Consider the following 20,739-nt stretch of genomic DNA (forward strand, 5'->3'; position numbering starts at 1 on the left):
TGCGGCGGGATGGCGGGAGTCGGGGGAGTTGAAGGCGCAGTAGTCGACCGCGACTTGGATCTTGCGGACCTGTTCGCGGGCCTCGCGGCGTTGCGCGGCGGTGAAGGCTTCCAACAACTCCCCACTGGAGTCCCACGACCCACCGTCCTGCGGTGACGGGCCTTCGTCATCGGGCGGGGGTGGGCACTCCTCCTCGAGCGGGGGCACATCCTCGTCACGCGGGAGAGGCCACTCCTCCCCGGCCGGGAAGAATGCAGCGCCCTCGACGTCCTCGGCGCGGCCGAAGTCGGGCTTGGGGCCCGCGTCACGGTCGGAGCGACGGTCGGGGCCCGGGGCGCCGTTGGCGTTACGATCGGGGCCGCAAACACCCTCGGGAGCGCCACCGTGCCCGTGATCGGGCTCGCCGTCAGGCGGCGGAGGAAGCGGTTCCGAGATCGACATGGAACTAGCCAATCAGAGGCCACCGACAATCTGTTGGGTCGGCCGAACGCCTGTGGAACAAGGCACTTGAAGCCTCGCTGGGGACCAGAAGCGGCCCGCTCAGGCGCACCGCAACGCCCACAGCGACGCCCACCAACAACGCCGACCAGCAGACCCCGGCATCCTGCGGGGAGTCAGCTCGGCGGAGCGCCGTACTCCCGCAGGACGGTGGCGACACGGACGCGGTAGTCGGCATACCAGGCCGCCTGCCCGCGTCGTTGCGCAACCACATGCTCAGCGACGCCCTTCCAAGCGGCCGCTGCGGCTTCGGAGTCCCAGTAGGACACGGTGATGCCGACGCCGTCACGCGCGGACTCGATGCCCAGATAGCCGGGTTGTTGCATGGCGAGCGCCTCCATGCGGGCCGCCATCGCGGCGTACCCCTGGTCGCCGTCGGTGCGAAGAGACGTGAAGATGACGGCGGTGTAGGGCGGCTCCGGCGTCTGCGCGATCGTCACCCGCTCACACTAGGACCGGCGCCAGAGGCCCGGCACGAAAACCGGGACGGTCACCGGTGTCTCGATTCCCCAGCGAAGGGAGGGATGGGTCGCTTAACCTCCGCTCATGCAGACGTCGCGGCTCGGGCGCGGCATCGGGGAGCTCACGCGCCGGTGGCGCACTGGCTCCGCCGGGAGCCAGGTGCAGGTGCTTGCTCTCCTGCTGTTCGGGCTGCTGGTCTGCTTCGGGCTCTCCCTCTGGGCCTATGACCGGATGCCGACCGGGGTCTTCTTCCTCTGGCCGCTCGCCGGTCTGACGCTGCTGCGGTTCCGCCCCCTGACTGTGCTGACCGCGGCGACCGTGGCGGCCGCGATCGCCGCCTTCGTGCACAGCGACCGTTCGCGCGAGCTGAGGCCGGGAGACCTGATGGTCGGCGCCATCGCGGTGGGGATCGTCCTGTGGCAGTCCAGTCGACAGCGCAGCGGACTTCCGGTCGGCCTCAGCGAGGCGATGCTGGCGGAGCTGCGTGACCGGCTCCAACGGCAGGGCCGCGTGCCGACCCTGCCTGGTGGGTGGTCCTGCCAGTCGGCGATGGTCGCAGCGTCGGGCACCGGCTATGCCGGCGACTTCCTCGTCGCCGATCTCCGTGACGACAAGGTGCTCGAGCTGGTGTTGGTCGACGTCTGCGGCAAGGGCACGGCTGTCGGCCCGCAGTCGCTCCAGTTCGCCGGCGCCCTCGGTGGCCTGATCGGCGCGCTCCCGCCGAAGCAGCTCCTGCGGGCAGCCAACGCGTTCCTGCTCCGTCAGGATGCGGAAGAGGCATTCTCCACAGCCGTTCATCTGATCGTCGACCTGAACGACGGCAGCTACCGGGTGACGAGCGCCGGACACCCTCCGGCTCTGAAGTGGGTGGCGGCGTGCGACGAGTGGGTCGTCGACAACGCTCGCGGCACCGCGCTGGGCGTCGTCGACCATCCCGCGTTCGACGCCAGTGAGGGTGCACTGGAGCCCGGTGAGGCCTTGATGTTCTACACGGACGGCGTCGTTGAGCGGCGCCACTCCGACATCGACGCAGGCATCGCGTGGCTGCGCACCGCCGCCGAGGAGGACGTGGGTCGAAGAGGCTTCCCTGGTGCTGCCCGGCGCATCCTCGCGCGCGTCAACGGCGGAAGCGACGACCGGGCCATCCTCATCCTGTCGCGGGAGGCGTGAGCGAGGCCACACGGCAAACCGTTTGCTGGAAGTCCTTTGAGGTCATCTGTGCGGTGGGGAGGCTGACCATGGAGAGGATGAATGACCACTCTGGCTCGCCGGCCTGCTCTGGCGCTCGCATGCGCCCGGAGTGGTACGCCGTCGACGGCGGGGCAGATGTGCTGTCGACCGTGTCGTTCACCCTGCAGGCTCCCACTGCCGACGCGGGCCTCTTCGTGCAGGGCCCCACCAGCGTTCCTGTCGGCGGCGACTCGGCCAGCGGCGCCGGCACGCCGTCGGGCCCCGACGCCGTGCAGTCCTACACGCTGACCTTCGCCGGAGCCCCACAGGCAAGCAGGGCTATGGGGTGCGACTCACCGTCTCCACCCCTGGATCGCGCGGCAACGACACGCAGACCAAGATGTTCTGGGTCTCGCCGTGCGCTCCGACCGCTGGAGCGTTGCCCGGAGGGACCGCCCACCTGTCCCGGTCCACGGGCAACGGCGCTGCGACGTCCACGTCGTCCGACTTCATGGGCACCAAGCTCAGCGGCCGCAACATCGACGCCCGTCCCGCTCGCCATCGATGCCGGGGAGGACCGGTCGGCGCTCGCCCGCTGGACGCGATCACCGCTGGGCGTGACGCTCGTCCTGGGCGGCCTCGCGCTCGTAGCCGCCGGGTCCCGGGTGCGGCTCCGCCGCTGTGCTTGGGGACAGCGTGCCTGAGGACCACCTTTCCCGACACCGTCGCCTCCCGTCACTGGTGCTGGTGGCGGCGGTCCTGGTGGCGGCGGTCCTGGGGGCAGCACTCGTCGCCGGGCGTGCTCGTCTCGGCAGCAGCAATGACGGGGCGGGCACCCACCCCCTGCTGCGCACGCCGACTGCCAGCCCGTCGGCCTCTCCGCCGGCGGCGGTGCGGGCACCATGGACGCCCGGCGCTCCGAGGCGGCTACGACTCCCGACGCTGGGGGTCACTGCGCCCGTCGTCCCGGTCCGCGCACCGGGACGCACACTCGTGCCGCCGCCGGATTCGCAGACCCTCGGCTGGTGGGCGGATGGCGCCCGGCCGGGTCAGCCGCGCGGGCGGGTGCTGATCGCCGGGCACACCGTGCACGGGTCGGCGACGGGGGCCTTGGAGCACATCGGCGATCTGGAGATCGGCGACCCCGTGGTCGTCGCCACAGAGACCGGCCGACTGCGCTACGCCGTGGTGCGCGTGCTCAGGTTCGACAAGGGAATGGTGGCGCGGCAGGCGGCGAGCCTGTTCGCCCAGGACGGCGCACCGCGACTGGTGCTCATCACGTGCGCGGACTGGGACGGGACTCGGTTCCTCAGCAACACCATCGTGGTGGCCCACCCGTCCGCCTCCACGTGACCGGCAGCGTGGAATAGCGTGAAGGTCTGCGAGGTTCATCGGATAGTTCAGAATTCAACTATCCGGCCATGAGCCCGGACGCGAGGAGCGCACGATGCAGTTCGGAATCTTCACCGTCGGCGACGTCACCACCGATCCCACGACCGGCCAGACGCCCACCGAGCACGAGCGGATCAAGGCGACGGTCGCCATCGCGAAGAAGGCGGAGGAGATCGGACTCGACGTCTTCGCCACCGGCGAGCACCACAACCCGCCGTTCATCGCGTCCAACCCGACCGCGACCCTCGCCTACATCGGCGCCCAGACCGAGCGCATCATCCTGTCCACCGCGACGACGCTGATCACGACGACCGACCCCGTCCTCATCGCCGAGGACTACGCCAAGATCCAGCACCTCACCGACGGCCGGGTCGACCTCATGATGGGTCGCGGCAACACCGGCCCCGTCTACCCGTGGTTCGGCAAGGACATCCGCCAAGGCATCAATCTCGCGATCGAGAACTACGCGCTGCTGCGCCGGCTGTGGAGCGAGGACGTCGTCGACTGGAGCGGCCGGTTCCGCACACCGCTGCAGGGCTACACCTCGACACCTCGTCCGCTGGACGGCGTGCCCCCGTTCGTCTGGCACGGGTCGATCCGGAGTCCTGAGATCGCGGAGCAGGCGGCGTACTACGGCGACGGCTTCTTCCACAACCACATCTTCTGGCCGGCCAGCCACACCGAGGCGATGGTCCGCCTCTACCGGCAGCGCTTCGAACACTACGGCCACGGCACCGCCGACCAGGCGATCGTCGGCCTAGGCGGGCAGTTCTTCATGCGGAGGAACAGCCAGGACGCGGTCAACGAGTTCCGACCCTACTTCGACAACGCGCCGGTCTACGGCCACGGTCCCTCGCTGGAGGACTTCACCGAGGCGACCCCGCTGACCGTCGGCTCGCCGCAGCAGGTCATCGAGCGCACGCTGTCGTTCCGTGAGTACGTCGGGGACTACCAGCGCCAGCTGTTCCTCGTCGACCACGCCGGCCTACCCCTCAAGACGGTGCTCGAGCAGCTCGACCTCTACGGCGAGATCCTGCCGACCCTGCGCGAGGAGTTCGCCAAGCTCCGCAAGCCGGGCGTGCCCGACGGGCCGACCCACGCCTCCCTGGTGGACGAGGCCGGCGGCGCCAAGGACACGACGGTGTACGCCGCCGGCGACGCGGCCACCGGCACGACCGACCGTGACGCCGTTCACATCGACGGCGACCCCGAGGTCGCGAAGGTCCTGGAAGGCGAGCTGTGAGCACCTCTGCCAAGCGGATCGTCGTCGTCAGTGCCGGACTCAGCGTCCCGTCGAGCACCCGCCTCCTCGCCGACATGCTGGGCGAGGCGGCCGTAGCGGCCGTCCACGAACGCGGGCAGGAGGCGGAGCTCGACATCGTCGAGCTCCGCCCGCTCGCCCATGCACTCGCCGACCACCTGCTCACCGGCTTCCCGTCCGGCGAGCTGAAGGCAGCCATCGAGACGGTACGCCGGGCCGATGGGCTGGTCGTGGTCACGCCGGTGTTCTCGGCGTCGTACTCCGGGCTCTTCAAGACGTTCTTCGACGTCCTCGAGCTCGGCGTGCTCGACGGCAAGCCGGTCGTCGTCGCCGCGACCGCCGGCACCGCCCGACACTCGCTCGTGCTCGACCACGCCCTGCGGCCGCTGTTCTCCTACCTCCACGCGGTCGTGGTGCCGACCGGTGTCTTCGCCGCGAGCGAGGACTTCGGGTCGGCGGGGCGCGAGGCAGGCACGGGCGAGCTGGCCAAGCGGGTCGATCGGGCCGCCAACGAGCTCGCCGCACACGTCGCCGGCCCGGGCGCCGTGGCGCGTCCGACGGCACACCGCCGGACCGTCGACGACGAGTTCGCACACCCGACGTCGTTCGAGGACCTGCTCAAGGCCGCGAGCGAGGGTCCGCCGGAGTATTAGGGCCTCGAGCGACTACGTCCGTGGCTTGACCTGGCGTGCCAGCTCCTCGGGCATCGGCTCGTAGTGGGCGAAGGTGCGGGTGAAGGTGCCTGCGCCACGGGTGGCCGAGCGCAGGTCGATGGCGTAGCGGACGAGCTCGCGCTGCGGCACATAGGCGCGCACCACGGTCCGGTCGTCGCCCGCTTGGTCGGTCCCGAGCAGACGCGCCCGCCGCGACGACAGGTCGCTCATCACCTGACCGACGAGGTCGTCGGCGACGACGACCGCCACCTCGTCGTACGGCTCGAGGAGGTTGACGGTGGTCGCCTCGGCCGCCTCGCGCAGCGCCAGGGCCCCGGCACTCTGGAAGGCCATGTCGGAGGAGTCGACGCTGTGGGCCTTGCCGTCGACGAGCGTCACCCGCAGGTCCACGACCGGGAAGCCGGCGCGCACGCCGCGCGCCATCTGCGCGGCGATGCCCTTCTCGACGCTCGGGATGAACTGGCGGGGGACCGAGCCGCCGACGACCTTGTCGACGAACTCGAACCCGCTGCCCTCCGGCAGCGGCTCGACGACGATGTCGCAGATCGCATACTGCCCGTGTCCGCCCGACTGCTTGACGTGGCGGCCGTGCCCCTTCGAGGCACCGCCGAAGCACTCCCGGAAGGGCACGATGACGTCCCGTTCCTCGACCGTCACGCCATAGCGGGACTGCAACCGGTCCAGCGCCACCTCGGCGTGGGCCTCGCCCATCACCCAGACGACGAGCTGGCCGGTCTCGGCGTTGTGCTCCACGCGCAGGCTCGGGTCCTCGGCGGTGAGACGGGCGAGGGCCGAGGAGAGCTTGTCCTCATCCGAGCGCGTCGCCGCCTCGACCGCGATCGGCAGCAGGGGCTCGGGCATCGACCAGGGCCGCAGCACCACGGGCAGGTCGGGGGAGGAGAGCGTGTCGCCGGTCTCGGCGCGCGAGAGCCGGGAGACGATGCCGAGGTCGCCCGCGACGACGCGGGTGGCAGGCACCTGGCCCGCCCCGAAGGGGTAGGCGAGCGCCCCGACCCGCTCGTCCTCGTCGTGGTCCTCATGCAGGCCGGCCGGGCCCTCGAACGCCGAGAAGTGGCCGGAGACATGCACCGCCGCGTCCGGGCTGAGCGTCCCCGAGAACACGCGCACCAGGCTCACGCGCCCGAGGTAGGGGTCGCTGCTGGTGCGGACCACCTCGGCGACGAGGGGACCCGACGGGTCGCAGGTGACGGGCGCCGCGGGCTTCCCCGACGGGGTGAACACCTCGGGCGGCACGTGCTCCGGCGGTGACGGGAACGCGCGCACGCACAGGTCCAGCAGCTCCCGTACGCCGACCCCGGTCGGCCCGCACACGGGGATGACCGGATGGAAGGACGCGCGGGCGATCGCCTTCTCGAGGTCGCCGAGCAGGACCTGCTCCTCGATCGTCTCGCCGCCGACGTAGCGGTCCATCAGCGTCTCGTCCTCGGACTCCTCGATGACGGCCTCGATGAGCTCACCGCGACGGGGGTCGGCCTGGATCTCCTCGGAGTCGCCGGTGATGAGCCCTGTGAGCGTGTCGCCGGTGAGCACGTACACGGGCAGGACGCCGGGGCCGAACGCCTCCTGCGTCTCACCCAGCACACGGCCGGCGTCCGCGCGCGGGTGGTCGAGCTTGGTCAGCACGACCGCGCGGGGCATGCCGACCTCCCCACACTCGCGCCACAGTCGACGGGTGTTGTCGTCGACGCCGTCGTTGGCGGCGATCACGAAGAGCGCACAGTCGGCGGCACGCAGCCCGGCGCGGACCTCGCCGATGAAGTCGACGTAGCCAGGGGTGTCGATGATGTTGACCTTGACGTCCTCATGGACGACGGGGGCCACCGCGAGCGAGATCGAGCGACCGTGCGCCTGCTCGGCGTCCTCGGTGTCGCAGACGGTCGTGCCCTCGGCGACCGACCCGGGACGGAGGATGGCGCCCGCTTCGGCGAGCAGGGCCTCGACGAGCGAGGTCTTTCCGGACTGGGAGGGCCCGACCAGGACGACGTTGCGGATCCTGTCGGGCCCCGATGCGTCCACGTCTTGGGTGGTCGCCTTTCGGGTGCTCTTCTCGGCCATGACCCCAACCAACTCCTGTGTGACGCACGACACAAGAGTCAACACGGATCAGAGGCGAATCAGTGCCTCGCGTCGGGGTAGATGCTCCGCGTCTCGGCCCGACGGCTTCGACTGGCGAACCAGGTGGTGGGGCGCATCGGCGGCAGCAGCTTCGCGATCGACAGCGTCGCGAACGCGACGGTGTTGACCGACACGAAGGTCACGAGCACCAGATAGGGCTCGGAGTGCAGGACGCTCTCGGGCAGCAGCCGGAACCCGAGCAGGAGTGCACTCATGCGGCCTGCTCCTCGCTCTCGCTCGCCCGCTGGACATGGGTCCACCCGGCCGTCTTGCCGAGGGAGATGTCGAGGACGCCCTTGACGTAGGCCAGCTGCAGGAACGCGTCGAAGAACAGCTCCGGGAAGATGGTCAGAGCCACCAGACGGGCGTTCCAGCCTCCTCGCCAGACGGTGACGAGGCGCTCGACCATGAAGATCAGACCGAGTCCGATCCAGAAGGTGAACCAGATCCAGTGGCTGCTGGCCAGCAGCATGACGAGGAGCAGCACGAAGTAGGCCCACAGAGCGAAGACGCCGTACCCGATGGCCAGCTGCTGGGACCAGTAGCGCATCGTCTGAGGGGTCAGGCCGTAGGCGCCGAGGTTCTCCAGCGCTCCGCGCTGCCAGCGCAGCCGCTGGTGCCACAGCAGCCGCCAGGTCGGCATCAGCTCGGTGACGACCGTGCACTCGGCAGGGGAGACGGTGAGCGCGCCGAGGGACTTCAGGGCGATGGTGAGCTCGTTGTCCTCGGTCAGCGCCGCGGTGTCGTAGACATCGCCGTGGATGCCGGGGATGGTGCGGCCGCGCTGCTCGGCCACCGTCCGCAACGCGCGCGGCCGGAACAGCGACGCCGTGCCGGTCAGCACGAAGACCTTGCCGCGCCGACGACGCAGCTCGCGGGCGTAGCGGATGTACTCGTTGCGCTGGAACTGTCCGATCAGGCCATGCCCCTGCTCGCCGTAGAACACCCCGCCGACGGCCATCAGGCCGCGGTCGTCGGTGAAGCGCCGCACCGCGGAGGCGAGGAAGCCCTGATCCAGGATCGTGTCGGCGTCCATCACCATGACGACGTCGTTCTCGCCCTGTCCGGGGAGAAGGTGTCGCAGCGCCTGGTTGAGGGCGCCACCCTTCTTGTGCGTGTTGCCGATGGTCTCGAAGACCTCGGCACCGTGCGTGCGGGCGATCTCGGCCGTGCGGTCCGTGCAGTTGTCAGCGACGACGACGACCCGCTCAGGCGGCGGCTGCTGCGCGCCGAGCGAGGTCAGGGTCGCGCCGAGCGAGGCCTCCTCGTTGTGGGCCGGCACCAGCACCGTGACCGTGACCTCGCCGTCGAAGCGACCGCGGGTGTCGGCCATGACGACGCGAGGCGCGAGCGGCGTGCCGTGGGGGTTGGTCGAGCGTCGTGCGTGGGTGATGATGCGGTGCTCGAGGTAGGTGACCCCGGCCGCACACAGCAGCGAGACGCTGATCGCGATCTCCAGCACGCGCCACGTCGGCGCCTGGGTGTCGTAGAGCACCCGCCACGCGCCGAACACGAGGCCGTCCCGCTCGGACCCTGCGGGCACGCCGGTGCGGGCCACCGCCAGCCACAGCAGGAGGGCCGCGGCACCGGTCAGCCCCAGCACGATGAGGCCGACGAGGCGCTCGAGTTTCCTCACAGTCATCGAACGTATCAACGGCCGGAACGTGACGCGCCTGAGGACAACGTACGTCCGGTCCGGGTCAGGTGATCTTTTTCACCCGGAGGCCGTCCAACAGCTCCTGAGCGGGGATCGGCACCCCGAGGAAGTTGCCCTGGGCCAGGTCGACCTCCAGGGCGCCGGCGACGTCGAGCTGCTCGGCGGTCTCGATTCCCTCCAGGAGGACGGTCGTGCCGAGCTCGTGGAGCATCGTGACGGTGTGGCGCAGGAGGATCCGCCCCCGGTCACCCATGGCGAGGAACCCTCGGTCCAGCTTGACCCAGGTCCACTCCTGTTGCGCCAGCAGCCGCATCCGCGACGCGCCCGCGCCCAGGTCGTCGATGGCCAGCGGGAGCCCCGCACCGCGCAGCTGCGCCAGGGCCTCGTCCTGGGCGGCGGCCCACGTCGGGTCGTCGCTGCGCTCGGTGATCTCGAGGAGCAGCTGCGCGGCGGACGAGGCCGAGCGGTCGACCAGCCACCGGAGGAACGCGCTGTCGGGGCGGAGCTGGTGCGGCTCGACGTTGATGGACACCGTCATCCGCCGGCCCAGACGCAGCGACGCCACCGTGGCCGTGGTGAGCGCCTGCTCGGTGACCTGACGCATCACCCGGTCGAGCGCGCCGGTCCGGCTGGCTGAGCCCACGACGTCCTCCGGGCTGACCGCGCCATGCTCCGGCAGCTCGCCCCGCAGCAACGCCTCCCAGCCGATGACCACACCGGTGTCGACCGCGACGATCGGCTGGTAGGCGACGTCGAGGCCGCACTGCAGCAGGCTGCCGACGATCTGGTCGTCGGACAGCGGCTCCGGCTCGGACACGGGGCGAGCCTAGGCCCGGACGGCTCCTAGTGTTGGTAGGTCCCGACCAAGATGGCCCGTGCGGCTGTCTTGAAGGCCAGGTTGAAGCCCACCACCGCTGGAGTGGCGTCGCCGTCGACGCCGAGCGACTCCTCGGTCACCGCGTGGACCACGAAGTAGTAGCGGTGCACCTGGTCGCCGGGCGGCGGGGCCGCCCCGCCGAAGCTCTTCGTGCCGTAGTCGTTGCGGACGTGGAAGGCGCCGTCGGGGAGCGAGTCGTCACTCGCCCCGGCGCCCGCGTCGAGCGAGGTGACGTCCGCCGGGATGTCCACCGCAACCCAGTGCCAGAACCCGCTCACCACCGGCGCGTCGGGGTCGTAGCAGGTCACGACGTAGCTCTTGGTGCCCTGCGGGCCGGGCTCCCAGGACAGCTGCGGGGAGGTGTTGCCGCCGTCGTAGACCTGCGCCTGGTCCAGTGGCTGCCCCTGCGTCAGGTCGGTGCTCGTCACGGAGAACGAGGCGACGACGGGGAGGAGCTCGTACGGGTCGGGCTTGACCGGACGGTCCAGAGACATGGCACTCCTTGTCGAGAACTCTGCGGGGACGGGCCGAGACTAGTCCGATGGGTGAGCGGCCGTCAGCGGGGCAGGCACGCACGAGGGTTGAATACCCCCGTGGACTTCCCTCCCTACCCCTCGGGTCTCCGGCTCGCCGGCCGTCGCGTCGTCGTGGTCGGGGGCGGTCATGTCGCCCAGCGCCGGATCCCCGCGCTCATCGCCGCGGGCGCCGACGTCGAGGTGGTCTCGCCCGAGGTCACGCCGGCCATCGAGGGCATGCTGGGGTCGGGGGAGCTGCGCTGGACCCCGCGAGGGTTCGCCCCCGCCGACCTCGACGGAGCGTGGTACGTCGTCTGCGCGACGGCTGATGCGGCCGTCAACGAGGCGGTCAGCGCGGCTGCAGAGGAGCGACGCGTCTTCTGCGTCCGCTCCGACGACGCCCTCGCGGCCACCGCCTGGACGCCCGCTGTCGGACGCCACGGCGGGGTGACCGTCGCCGTGCTCGGCAACCGCGAGCCGCAGCGGTCGGCAGCGGTCCGCGACGAGATCCTCGAGGGCCTCCGCGACGGCACGCTCGACGTGCGCCGCGCGCGCCCCCGCGCCGCCGGCGTCGTGCTGGTGGGCGGAGGCCCGGGCGACCCGGACCTGGTCTCCGTCGCGGGGCGCAAGGCGCTCATGGAGGCGGATGTGGTCGTGGCCGACCGGTTGGCGCCGCGCGAGCTGCTGTCCGAGCTGCCTGCGGACGTGCAGCTGATCGACGTCGCGAAGCTCCCGCGCGGTCGCTCGGCGCAGCAGGAGGAGATCAACCGGGTCATCGTCCAGCACGCCCTGGCAGGCAAGGCCGTCGTCCGCTTCAAGGGCGGGGACAACTTCGTCTTCGGACGCGGCTACGAGGAGGTGATCGCCTGCCGTGCGGCAGGTGTGCCGGTCACCGTCATCCCGGGGATCACCTCGCCGGTCGCCGTCCCGGCGATCGCGGGCATCCCCGTGACGCACCGCGGGGTGACCCACGAGTTCACCGTGATCTCGGGGCATCTGCCGCCCGGACACCCGGAGTCCCTGACGAACTGGACCGCCGTGGCGGGCCTGACCGGCACGCTGGTGCTCATGATGGCCGTCGAGAACGCGCCGGCGATCGCCGGCGCCCTGCTCGAGGGCGGCCGCGGCTCCTCGACCCCCGTCGCGGTGATCTGCGACGGGTCGATGCCGACCGAGCGCACGGTGCTCGCGACCCTCGGCACCCTCGAGAAGCGTCTCCTGGAGGAGGCGGTGCGGCCACCGGCGATCATCGTCGTCGGCGAGGTCGTCAGGGTCGCGCACCCCGACGACTTCTGAGAGCATGGTCGCGCCGTGGACGGGCAACTGCTCCGATAGCGGCCGTCACTGCCTCCAACCGGTCGTAGGGGTGTGCCATGGGCGCCGACACAGCCGTCACGTCCGAGGAGTCGTCCGAGCGGCGTGAGCGACAGCGGCGCACGGTGCCCCGGCTCGTGCTCGGCAGCGCCCTCATGCTCTTCCTCGAGCTGGCGCTGATCCGCTGGCTGGGCGCGAACATCGTCCACCTCTCCTACTTCACGAACTTCGTGCTGCTGGGGTCCTTCCTCGGCGTGGGGTTGGGCTTCCTCATCTCGCGCCGCAGCTGGTCGGTGCTCCCGTGGACGCCGGTGCTCCTGGCGGCGCTCGTCGTCGTCGTCCGACTGGTGCCGGTCTCGATCGACCGCGCGAACGCGGACGTCATCTTCTTCACCTCGCTGCACACGACGGGGCCGCCGAGCTGGCTGGTCCTCCCCGTCGTCTTCCTCATGAGCGCCGCGATCATGATCGGGCCGGCCGAGGTCGTCGGCCGGTGCTTCCCCCAGCTGCCGTCGCTGACGGCGTACCGCTGGGACCTGGTCGGCTCGCTGATCGGCATCGCGCTCTTCTCGGTCCTCTCCTTCGCCTGGGCGCCCTCCTACGTGTGGGGGACCCTCGCCGCGGTCGCCCTCGTCGTCCTGGTGTCCGGGAAGGCGCGGCTGCTGGCCGTCGCCGCCGGCGTCGTCATGGTCGTCGCGCTGGTCATCGAGTCCACCGGCGCGGGGGTCTCGTGGTCGCCGTACTACAAGATCACCACGCGCGAGGTCCACGACGCCCAGTACGGCACCCGCACCTACATCTCCGTCAACGGCGTGCCCCATCAGTCGATGTCGTCAGCGCGCTGGAAGCTCAACCGGGCGTCGCAGATCTACGGCGCGCCGTACGAGCACCGCGGCAACGCGCCCCTGCGCAACGTCCTGGTGGTCGGCGCCGGCTCGGGCAGCGACGTCGCGATCGCGCTCTCGAAGGGGGCGCAGCACGTCGACGCGGTCGACATCGACCCGCGGATCGTGCAGATCGGCGTGCAGGGCAACCCCGACAAGGCGTACGCCGACCCGCGCGTCACCCGGCACATCAACGACGGTCGGGCCTTCCTGGAGGGCACGAGCCAGAAGTACGACCTGATCCTCTTCGCCCTGCCCGACTCCCTGTCGCTGGTCAGCGGCGGCTCGCAGATCCGGCTCGAGTCGTTCCTCTTCACCGAGGAGGCACTCGAGCTGGCCCGCGACCACCTCAGCAGCGACGGACTCTTCTCGATGTACAACTACTACCGCCAGCCGTGGCTGATCGACAGGCTCGGCGGCACGGCAGCCACAGCGTTCGGGCACGCCCCCTGCATCGACCTGTTCGGCGGGGCGACCGCGGTCATCAGTGCCGCCAAGGACGCCGCCAACCAGCGCTGCGGCGCGCAGAACCACGAGCTGGCCTCGTCCTACGTCAAGCCCGCGCGCGACGACCGGCCGTTCGTCTACTACCGCGGCGGCATGCTGCCGGCGCTCTACCTGTGGGCGCTGGGCGGGATCGTCGTCGTCTCGCTGGTCGCCGTGCGGCTCCTCGGCGGCCCGTTCCGCACGATGCGGCCCTACGCGGACCTGTTCTTCATGGGCGCCGCCTTCCTGCTGCTCGAGACCAAGAACATCGCGACCTTCGCGCTGCTCTTCGGCACCACCTGGGTGGTCAACGCGCTCGTCTTCGGCGGCGTGCTCCTCATCGTGCTGGCGGCGGTGGAGACCACCCGGCGCGTGCGCACCCCACCCCTGCCCGTGGTCTATGCGCTCATCGCCATCGCGCTCGCCATCGCCTACGTGGTCAAGCCCGAATGGCTCCTGGCCTTCCCGTTCTGGCCGCGACTGGTCCTGGCCACGCTGCTCGCGTTCCTGCCGATCTACCTGGCCAACATCGCCTTCGCCAAGCGCTTCGCGGAGTCGTCGGACTCGCAGTCCGCGTTCGCCGTGAACCTGCTGGGCGCGATGGTCGGCGGCTGCCTGGAGTATGCGGCCCTCTTCACCGGCTACCGCAACCTGCTGATCGTCGTCGCCCTTCTCTACCTGACGGCGTTCCTGCTCAAACCGCGCGCGGTCGTGACGTAGCAGGCGACTGCGGCCGCCGCGGCCACGTTGAGGGAGTCCACTCCGGCGTGCATGGGGATGATCGCGCGTCGAGCGGCGATCGCCTGCCAGCGCTCGGAGAGTCCGTGCCCCTCCGACCCCAGGACGAGCGCGACCCGGTCGAGCCCGGCGACAGCGTCGGCGATGTCGAGGGAGTCGGGCGTGAGCGTGAGCGCCACGGTGGTGAACCCGGCGGCGTCGAGGGCCGGCAGGGCGTCGTACCAGTCAGGCAGGCGTGTCCATGGGACTGAGAACACGGTGCCCATGGCCACCTTGATCGAGCGCCGGTAGAGCGGGTCAGCGCACCGCGGCGCCAACAGCACCGCGTCGAAGCCGAGTCCGGCCGCACATCGAAAGACCGCTCCGACGTTGGTGTGGTCGACGATGTCCTCCAGGACGAGCACAGACCGCGCCCCGTCCAGCACCGTCTCGACGGATGGCAGCGGCCGGCGAGCGTAGGACGCCAGGGCTCCGCGGTGCACGTGGAAGCCGGTGACCTCCTCGGCCAAGGCCTCCGACACCACATAGCAAGGAGCGTCGGAGGCGTCGAGCACATCGGCGAGGCTGTCGAGCCAGCGGGGCGCCATGAGGAAGGAGCGGACGTCGTAGCCGGCCTCCGCGGCTCGGCGTACGACCTTCTCGCCCTCGGCGAGGAAGAGCCCCTCGGCCGCCTCGACCGACTTGCGCAGCTCCACGTCGCGCAGGTCCCGGTAGTCGGCGAGCCGGGGATCGTCGGGGGAGTCGACCGGGACGAGCGTCGCCATCAGGCGGTCTCGCCCACCGGCCAGTCCGGAGGGAAGTCGTCGGCGAGCTTGTCGTGCTCCTTGCGCAGCTTCTTGCGGTTGCGGTCGGAGATCCGGTCGCCGAAGACCGTGCCCTGGGTGTGGTCGGTCTCGTGCTGGAGGCAGCGGGCGAGCAGCCCGTCGCCCTCGAAGACGACCGGCTCGCCGGTGAGACCGACACCGTCGACCCGAGCGTGGTCGGGTCGGGCGCAGGAGACGAACGCCCCGGGGTAGGACAGGCATCCCTCGAGATCGTCGTCGAGGGTCCGGTCGCGCCCCTCCGGCAAGGTGACGACCGGGTTGCACACGACCCCGACCCACCGCTCGCCCTCGGCGTCGGGGCAGTCGAAGACGAACATGGCGACGTCCTCGCCGATCTGGCAGGCGGCGAGGCCGACGCCCTCGGCGGCGTACATCGTGGCCACCATGTCCGCCGCCAGCTGGCGCAGGGAGTCGTCGAACACCGTCACCGGCTGCTGCGGGCGGTGCATCACGTCCGCTCCCCATCGCGTCATCGGGCGGACGGTGCCACCCGACGGCAGGGGACCGTACGGCGCGTGCTCGGGCGCGTTCTCCTCAGGCATGCTCGGACTGTAGCGACGGGATCCACGCAGCTCGCGCCCGGCTGCGAGGCACGCCATCGCCGAGGCATGTAGATCATTGTATAACTCGTAGTTACAGTTGTTTCATGTCTCTCATGACGACCCTGAAGGGCGGCGGCCGCCACGGCGTGCCGACCAACGAGAGCCGGGATCCGATCGGCTACCTCGTGGCCGGACTCAGCAAGCTCGCCCAGAGCGAGCTGCTGGACCGGCTCGGCATCCGCCGACAGACCCACCCGTCCAGCGCGGCAGGCGAGGGTCTGTTCGACCTGACGCCGACCGAGGACGAGCAGATGCTCGTCGACGTCGTCACCCAGATCGCGAGTGAGGTGGGGCACCGACGAGCAGCAGCGCACCTACCTTCCCGCCTTCACCGAGCCTTCGGAGGCTGGGGTGCCTGCCGCCTCTCTCGCGCTGGCGGAGCCCGCCGTCCTCTTCGACGTCCTGCGTCCGAGCACGACCGCGGTCCGGCAGGGCGCCGGGTACGTCGTCAACGGCACCAAGGCGTTGGTCGCCCGCGGTGCCGAAGCCGAGCTCTTCGTCGTCGGCGCCGGCCGTGCTCGGCGCGACCGACGGATCGACGTACACCGAGTGCGTGCGCCTGTCTCGCCTCGTCGAGCACCGCCTGCGTGTGCGCTCGCGGTGGGCATGCTCGAGCGTCGGGTATGAGGAGCATGAGCTGCTCGAGAAGTGGGCCCGCGACTCCAAGATCCTCGACATCTTCGAGGGCACCCAGCAGATCCAGCAGCTGATCGTCGCGAGGCGAGTCCTGGGGCTCACGTCGGCCGAGCTCACCTAGACCTCTAAGGTCGCCGACATGACCGTGCTCGTCGTGTCGGCGACCCACCAGGAGGCGGCGTATGTCCCCGCCGGCATGCGCGTGCTCGTGACCGGGATCGGGAAGGTCCCGGCCGCCGCAGCCGTGGCCCGGGCGCTCGTCATGGACCCGGAGATCGACCAGGTCGTCAACATCGGGTCCGCAGGAGCGCTCCACGACCACCTCGAGGGGCTGCACGAGATCGGCAGCGTGCTCAACCACGACCTGTCGGCGGGACTCCTCCGCCAGCTCGGCGTCGACCCTCGCGAGTGGCTCACACTGGCGCCGGACGGGCTGCGGCTCGCGACCGGCGACCTGTTCGTGACGGACCCGGTCGTCCGGGCCGGCCTGGCCGAGCTCGCCGACCTGGTGGACATGGAGGGGTACGCCGTCGCCTGGGCCGCGCAGCAGGCGGGCGTGCCCGTCCGCCTGGTCAAGCACGTCTCCGACCAGGCCGACCAGGCCTCCCTGGACTGGCCGCAGCTCGTCGACGTCAGCGCCCGGGCGCTCGGGGACTGGCTCGCGGAACGGACATGAGGGTTCGGCTGGCTGCCCATCGAGGCAGCGCGGCTCAGTCCTTCCGGGGATCGCTGGCCTTGCGGAGCACGTCGGTCTCGGCCTTGATGCGCTTGGTCGTGGACGGATCCATCAGCGGCTCGGTCCCGGGCTGCTGGAGGTCCGTCTCGCCGGTGTGCGGGTTGTAGCCCACGCCCGCGCCCGTCGTGCCGACCGGCGTCGTGACCTCGACGTCGTACTCCTCGTACGGCACCGCGCCTGACGGGATCTCGTCCTCGTCGCCGATGGCCGTCACGCCGGACGGCTCCGTCGACCGCGTCTGGGTCGACAGCGCATCGCCCTGGATCTTCCGTGAGCCACGCTCGGGCGGCGCAGGCTGGGCAAGCGGGCCACCGGTGGCGACATCGGGAACGGCGTGATCGTGACTGTCGCCTGTCACCACGGAGGCCACGAGGCCCCGACCGAAGGTGGTGACGTCGCCGACGGTGCGGATCGGGTGTCGGACCGCCGTGAACGAGAGGTGGGTGACGGCACGAACGGCGCCGAGCGGGGTCTTGACCGGGTGGATCATCGGGTCGCTCCTCCTACGGGTGCTGTCAGGGGCCGGTCCGGTACCCGCTCGGCGGGCCCCTACGCGGGACGCCGCAGGCCCGAGGCGTGACTCAGCCCACGACCACCGCGCCGCTCGACGGCTCGGCGAGGAGGTGATGTGGCGGCTCGAGGTGGGCGCGCTCGAAGGCACCGTCGACGGCGGTGACGACCTCGGCGAGGCGGTCACGAGGCACGATCGCCACGATGGAGCCGCCGAAGCCACCACCGGTCATCCGAGCGGCGTCGGCGCCGTTCGCCACGGCGGTGGCGACCGCGAGGTCGAGCTCCGCGGTGGAGATCTCGAAGTCGTCGCGCATGGAGGCGTGCGAGGCCGCGAACAGCTCGCCCAGACTGGCCCAGTCCGCCGCCGTCAGGGCCTGGACCGCGATCGGAACGCGCGCGGTCTCCGTGACGATGTGGCGAGCGCGGCGGGCGACGCGCGCGTCGGTCAGCCGGGTCACGTCGTCCAGCGTGGCCTCACGCAGCGTCGCCACCCCAAGCTCGCGGGCCGCCTCCTCGCAGTCGGCGCGACGCGACCCGTAGCCGCCGTCGGTGAGCTCATGGGAGACCCGGGTGTCGGTGACCAGGATGGTGCGGTCCGCCAGGACCAACGGCACCGACCGGTGCGCGTGGCTGCTGAAGTCGATCAAGAGAGCCTCACCGGCCTGCGCGAAGACCGACACCGTCTGGTCCATCCCGCCGGTCGGCGCGCCGGCCACCTCGGTCTCGGCACGGATGCAGGCGTCGACGACCCGGCGCCGCACCTCGCCGGTCGGCTCCACTCCGGTGAGGCCGAGGAGGGCGAAGGCCACCGCGCACTCGATCGACGCCGAGCTGGACAGGCCGGCGCCCAGCGGAACGGTCCCGTCGACGTGCAGGTCGACCCCAGGCACGTCGAAGCCCGCCTCCCGCATCGCCCACAGCACACCGCCGGCGTACGACGGCCAGCCGGTCACCTTCCCCGGCGCCAGGTCGTCGAGCGAGCCGGACCACACCTCGTCGGCCTGGGCACTGGAGAGGCGGACGGATCCGTCGTCGCGACGAGCGGCGGCGGCGGCAGTGGCGTGGGGGAGCGCCACCGGGAGCACCAGCCCGCCGTTGTAGTCGGTGTGCTCCCCGATCAGGTTGACCCGACCTGGCGCCCACCCCACGACGTCGGCGGTGGCATCGAGACGGTCGACCAGACCGCGGCGAGCGCGCTCGGCGAGCTGGTCGGGCGTGGCGGGACTCGACACGGGGCTGGGCGACGTCATGCCCGCCAGCGTAGGGAGGTCACCGACGCGAGGACTGCGCGGTCCGCCCCCGGACGACCCCGACGAACGCCTGGGTGCGCTCGTCGTCGTGCTCGACGAGCCAGGCGAGCCCGACCTTGGTCGCCTCGAGGTCGCGGACGGGTCGGTGGACGACGTCCTTGCGGTGGTAGAGGCGAGCAACCGACATCGGGAGGATCGCGACGCCCGTGCCGGCCGCCACCGTCTCGACCGCGTCCTTGTCGCTCATCGGTGGCCATGCGAGCTGCTCGACCCCGGGCGCCCAGCCGGAGCGGTGGGGCAGGACGAGCTGCTCCTCGGCGAGATCCCCCAACGTCACGTCGTCGGCGAGCGAGAGGTAGTGCTCACGGGGCAGCACCACGACGGGGAGCTCCTCGTAGAGCGGGATGAGATGCAGACCGTCGCGGTCGACCGGCAGACGCACGATCGCCATGTCGACCTGCCCGCCGCGCAGCGCCGGCTCCTGCTCCGCCTCGAGCAGGGCGACCACCTCGAGGCGCTCCGGGAACCGCTCCCGCCACGTCCTCGCCCACTTGTCGGGGGTCGCACCGGTCACGAAGCCCAGACGGAAGGTCACGTCCCGATCCTAGAGGCCCGTCGCCCTCAGCCCGTCGCGCCGAACTGCTCCACGCGGGTCGCGTCGGTCCGCACACCGGCCTCCCCGAGCAGGCGCGTCGCGTAGGAGGCGAACCCGACGGAGCCGCACACGAAGGCTCGCTCGGCGCCGACGGTGAGCGGCTCGAGCTCGTCGAGGTACGGCGGCGCGGCGACGCGGCCGTCGAGGTTCTCCCGCGTCAGCGCGACGAAGGCGCCCGCCGCGAGGAGCTCGTCGGCGTAGGGGAGTGCCGCGCGGCTCCGGCCGACGGCACACACGCGGATGAGCCGCTCGGCACCGATCCGTCGCGCATGGCGCAGCATCGAGACGAACGGGACCACCCCGGTCCCGCCGCCGAAGCAGACGATCGGGACGTCGCCGGCCCACGTGAACCAGCCGCCGATGGGTCCGCGCAGCTCGAACACGTCGCCCACCCGGGCCTCGTCGTGCAGGAACCCGGACACCTCGCCTCCGGGCAGACACTCGACCATCAGCTCGAGCAGCGGGTCACTGGGATCCGAGGCCACCGAGTAGGACCGCGACGCGGTGTAGCCGTCCTCGGCCCGAAGCCGCAGCACGTAGTGCTGGCCGGGGAGGTGGTCGACCCGATCTGCCACGTCCAGCCTCAGCCGCACCAGCCGGTCGTCGCGCTCCATCTCGACCAGCCTGCCGGTGGTCCAGCCGCCAGCCGGGGCCGATGCGGCTGGATCGGAGGACATCACGGGTCGCCCTGGTAGCGCTGCTCGAGCCAGGGATCCCCGCGGTCGTGGTAGCCGTTCTGCTCCCAGAAGCCCGGCCGGTCCTGCTCCATCAGCTCGAGGCGGGTGACCCACTTGGCCGACTTCCAGAAGTACAGATGCGGCACCAGCAGCCGCGCCGGGCCGCCGTGCTCGACGGGCAGCGGCCGTCCGTCGTACGACCAGACGATCCAGGCCCTCTCGCCACGGACGTCGTCGAGCGGAAGGTTCGTGGTGTAGCCGGTCGTGGAGTGCGCCATGACGTACGCCGCCTCCGGGCGCGGCCGTGCGATCTCGAGCAGCGTGTCGACGCTGACCCCACCGAAGGTGACGTCCAGCTTCGACCAAGTGGTCACGCAGTGGATGTCGCCGAAGTACGTCGACCCCGGCAGCGCGTGAAGGTCGCGCCACGACCAGGTGTGCGTATTCTCCACCAGCCCGTCGACGGTCATGGTCCACTCGTCGGGCACGAGATGCGGCGTGACCTCGGCGGTCAGTGTCGGCCAGTCGGCTCCGGTGTCGTATTGCCCCGGCGGCAGCCGGTCGGGCCTGCCGCGGCGGGGCCGTCCGGTGAAGCCGCGGGTGATGGGCACCGCTCCACGTTAGCGGTTTGAGATCGGGGGCACCGAACCGGTTTCGGCCGCCCGTGCGCCGGGCACGGAGCACGTGGCCTGCGCGGGTGCGGGCGCGAGGGGTCCCCGCGACAGGGACGACCGGCAGGGTGCCGGCCGGGTGCGACAGCGCCCGCGGAGGTAACCCGATGA

General features: G+C 71.1%; 22 protein-coding genes and 1 pseudogene. 9 read left to right on the top strand and 14 right to left on the bottom strand.

Annotated elements, in window-relative coordinates; translation table 11 throughout:
• A partial coding sequence (locus tag ACYQ1K_RS20835; RefSeq protein WP_459985184.1) for a hypothetical protein occupies positions 1-441 on the bottom strand: 441 nt, incomplete at its 3' end.
• A gap of 173 nt (positions 442-614) precedes the next feature.
• Complete coding sequence (locus ACYQ1K_RS20840) at positions 615-938, bottom strand: antibiotic biosynthesis monooxygenase family protein (RefSeq protein ID WP_459985185.1); 324 nt, start codon at positions 936-938, stop codon at positions 615-617.
• Between the two features lie 106 nt (positions 939-1,044).
• On the opposite strand from ACYQ1K_RS20840, the gene ACYQ1K_RS20845 reads away from it, so the two are divergent.
• From ACYQ1K_RS20845 to ACYQ1K_RS20860, 4 genes are all read left to right on the top strand, one after another.
• Positions 1,045-2,130, top strand: a complete 1,086-nt coding sequence (locus ACYQ1K_RS20845; RefSeq protein WP_459985186.1) for a PP2C family protein-serine/threonine phosphatase — start codon at positions 1,045-1,047, stop codon at positions 2,128-2,130.
• A 696-nt stretch (positions 2,131-2,826) separates the two neighbouring features.
• Positions 2,827-3,483 (top strand): class F sortase, encoded by a 657-nt coding sequence (locus ACYQ1K_RS20850; protein ID WP_459985187.1) that lies wholly within the window; start codon positions 2,827-2,829, stop codon positions 3,481-3,483.
• A 94-nt stretch (positions 3,484-3,577) separates the two neighbouring features.
• Positions 3,578-4,765: an LLM class flavin-dependent oxidoreductase gene (locus tag ACYQ1K_RS20855; RefSeq protein ID WP_459985188.1), complete on the top strand. Its 1,188-nt coding sequence runs from the start codon at positions 3,578-3,580 to the stop codon at positions 4,763-4,765.
• Positions 4,762-5,436, top strand: coding sequence for an FMN reductase (locus ACYQ1K_RS20860; protein ID WP_459985189.1), 675 nt, complete (start codon positions 4,762-4,764; stop codon positions 5,434-5,436). Before ACYQ1K_RS20855 ends, ACYQ1K_RS20860 begins: the two co-directional genes overlap by 4 nt.
• A gap of 12 nt (positions 5,437-5,448) precedes the next feature.
• On the opposite strand, the gene ACYQ1K_RS20865 is transcribed toward ACYQ1K_RS20860, so the two are convergent.
• The 5 genes from ACYQ1K_RS20865 to ACYQ1K_RS20885 are packed head-to-tail and all read right to left on the bottom strand — an operon-like array spanning position 5,449 to position 10,621.
• The gene (locus tag ACYQ1K_RS20865) at positions 5,449-7,533 is read right to left on the bottom strand and encodes an elongation factor G-like protein EF-G2 (protein ID WP_459985190.1); all 2,085 of its coding nucleotides are present in this window, start codon (positions 7,531-7,533) and stop codon (positions 5,449-5,451) included.
• Between the two features lie 59 nt (positions 7,534-7,592).
• Positions 7,593-7,808: a hypothetical protein gene (locus tag ACYQ1K_RS20870; protein ID WP_459985191.1), complete on the bottom strand. Its 216-nt coding sequence runs from the start codon at positions 7,806-7,808 to the stop codon at positions 7,593-7,595.
• Entirely contained in the window at positions 7,805-9,235 is a 1,431-nt protein-coding gene (locus tag ACYQ1K_RS20875) for a glycosyltransferase family 2 protein (protein WP_459985192.1), read from the bottom strand. Before ACYQ1K_RS20875 ends, ACYQ1K_RS20870 begins: the two co-directional genes overlap by 4 nt.
• A 58-nt stretch (positions 9,236-9,293) precedes the next feature.
• Complete coding sequence (locus ACYQ1K_RS20880) at positions 9,294-10,067, bottom strand: EAL domain-containing protein (protein WP_459985193.1); 774 nt, start codon at positions 10,065-10,067, stop codon at positions 9,294-9,296.
• 26 nt (positions 10,068-10,093) lie between these two features.
• Positions 10,094-10,621: a YbhB/YbcL family Raf kinase inhibitor-like protein gene (locus ACYQ1K_RS20885; protein WP_459985194.1), complete on the bottom strand. Its 528-nt coding sequence runs from the start codon at positions 10,619-10,621 to the stop codon at positions 10,094-10,096.
• Positions 10,622-10,720: 99 nt separating this feature from the next.
• Here ACYQ1K_RS20885 and cobA point away from each other — a divergent pair, with 99 nt between their 5' ends.
• Both cobA and ACYQ1K_RS20895 read left to right on the top strand, forming a co-directional pair.
• Positions 10,721-11,938 carry a uroporphyrinogen-III C-methyltransferase gene (cobA, locus tag ACYQ1K_RS20890; protein ID WP_459985195.1) on the top strand — a complete coding sequence of 406 codons (1,218 nt, stop codon included), beginning with the start codon at positions 10,721-10,723 and terminating at the stop codon, positions 11,936-11,938.
• 77 nt (positions 11,939-12,015) lie between these two features.
• The gene (locus ACYQ1K_RS20895) at positions 12,016-14,046 is read left to right on the top strand and encodes a spermidine synthase (RefSeq protein ID WP_459985196.1); all 2,031 of its coding nucleotides are present in this window, start codon (positions 12,016-12,018) and stop codon (positions 14,044-14,046) included.
• On the opposite strand, the gene ACYQ1K_RS20900 is transcribed toward ACYQ1K_RS20895, so the two are convergent.
• Together ACYQ1K_RS20900 and def are read right to left on the bottom strand one after the other, a co-directional pair.
• Positions 14,001-14,828 carry a TrmH family RNA methyltransferase gene (locus ACYQ1K_RS20900; RefSeq protein WP_459985197.1) on the bottom strand — a complete coding sequence of 276 codons (828 nt, stop codon included), beginning with the start codon at positions 14,826-14,828 and terminating at the stop codon, positions 14,001-14,003. The genes ACYQ1K_RS20895 and ACYQ1K_RS20900 overlap by 46 nt on opposite strands.
• Positions 14,828-15,430, bottom strand: a complete 603-nt coding sequence (gene def / locus ACYQ1K_RS20905; RefSeq protein ID WP_459985198.1) for a peptide deformylase — start codon at positions 15,428-15,430, stop codon at positions 14,828-14,830. The genes ACYQ1K_RS20900 and def overlap by 1 nt, the downstream gene beginning before the upstream one ends.
• Before the next feature lie 411 nt (positions 15,431-15,841).
• Here def and ACYQ1K_RS20910 point away from each other — a divergent pair.
• The 3 genes and pseudogenes from ACYQ1K_RS20910 to ACYQ1K_RS20920 all read left to right on the top strand — a co-directional run.
• Positions 15,842-15,964, top strand: a pseudogene (locus ACYQ1K_RS20910) (hypothetical protein); the annotation flags it as partial.
• A 4-nt stretch (positions 15,965-15,968) separates the two neighbouring features.
• Positions 15,969-16,247: an acyl-CoA dehydrogenase family protein gene (locus tag ACYQ1K_RS20915; RefSeq protein ID WP_459985199.1), complete on the top strand. Its 279-nt coding sequence runs from the start codon at positions 15,969-15,971 to the stop codon at positions 16,245-16,247.
• An 18-nt stretch (positions 16,248-16,265) separates the two neighbouring features.
• The gene (locus ACYQ1K_RS20920; protein WP_459985200.1) at positions 16,266-16,802 is read left to right on the top strand and encodes a nucleosidase; all 537 of its coding nucleotides are present in this window, start codon (positions 16,266-16,268) and stop codon (positions 16,800-16,802) included.
• A 34-nt stretch (positions 16,803-16,836) separates the two neighbouring features.
• Here the strand turns inward: ACYQ1K_RS20920 and ACYQ1K_RS20925 are convergent, their stop codons facing one another.
• The 5 genes from ACYQ1K_RS20925 to ACYQ1K_RS20945 all read right to left on the bottom strand — a co-directional run bounded on the left by ACYQ1K_RS20925 (position 16,837) and on the right by ACYQ1K_RS20945 (position 20,568).
• Positions 16,837-17,352 (bottom strand): hypothetical protein, encoded by a 516-nt coding sequence (locus tag ACYQ1K_RS20925; RefSeq protein WP_459985201.1) that lies wholly within the window; start codon positions 17,350-17,352, stop codon positions 16,837-16,839.
• A gap of 91 nt (positions 17,353-17,443) precedes the next feature.
• Positions 17,444-18,625: a galactokinase gene (gene galK, locus ACYQ1K_RS20930; RefSeq protein WP_459985202.1), complete on the bottom strand. Its 1,182-nt coding sequence runs from the start codon at positions 18,623-18,625 to the stop codon at positions 17,444-17,446.
• A gap of 19 nt (positions 18,626-18,644) precedes the next feature.
• A complete protein-coding gene (locus ACYQ1K_RS20935; RefSeq protein ID WP_459985203.1) occupies positions 18,645-19,220 on the bottom strand; it encodes a LysR family substrate-binding domain-containing protein in 576 nt (191 codons plus the stop codon).
• 26 nt (positions 19,221-19,246) lie between these two features.
• Entirely contained in the window at positions 19,247-19,957 is a 711-nt protein-coding gene (locus tag ACYQ1K_RS20940; RefSeq protein WP_459985204.1) for an FAD-binding oxidoreductase, read from the bottom strand.
• A complete protein-coding gene (locus ACYQ1K_RS20945; RefSeq protein WP_459985205.1) occupies positions 19,957-20,568 on the bottom strand; it encodes a sulfite oxidase-like oxidoreductase in 612 nt (203 codons plus the stop codon). The genes ACYQ1K_RS20940 and ACYQ1K_RS20945 overlap by 1 nt, the downstream gene beginning before the upstream one ends.
• Between the last annotated feature and the right edge of the window lie 171 nt (positions 20,569-20,739).

The organism is Nocardioides sp. AN3 (assembly GCF_054653495.1).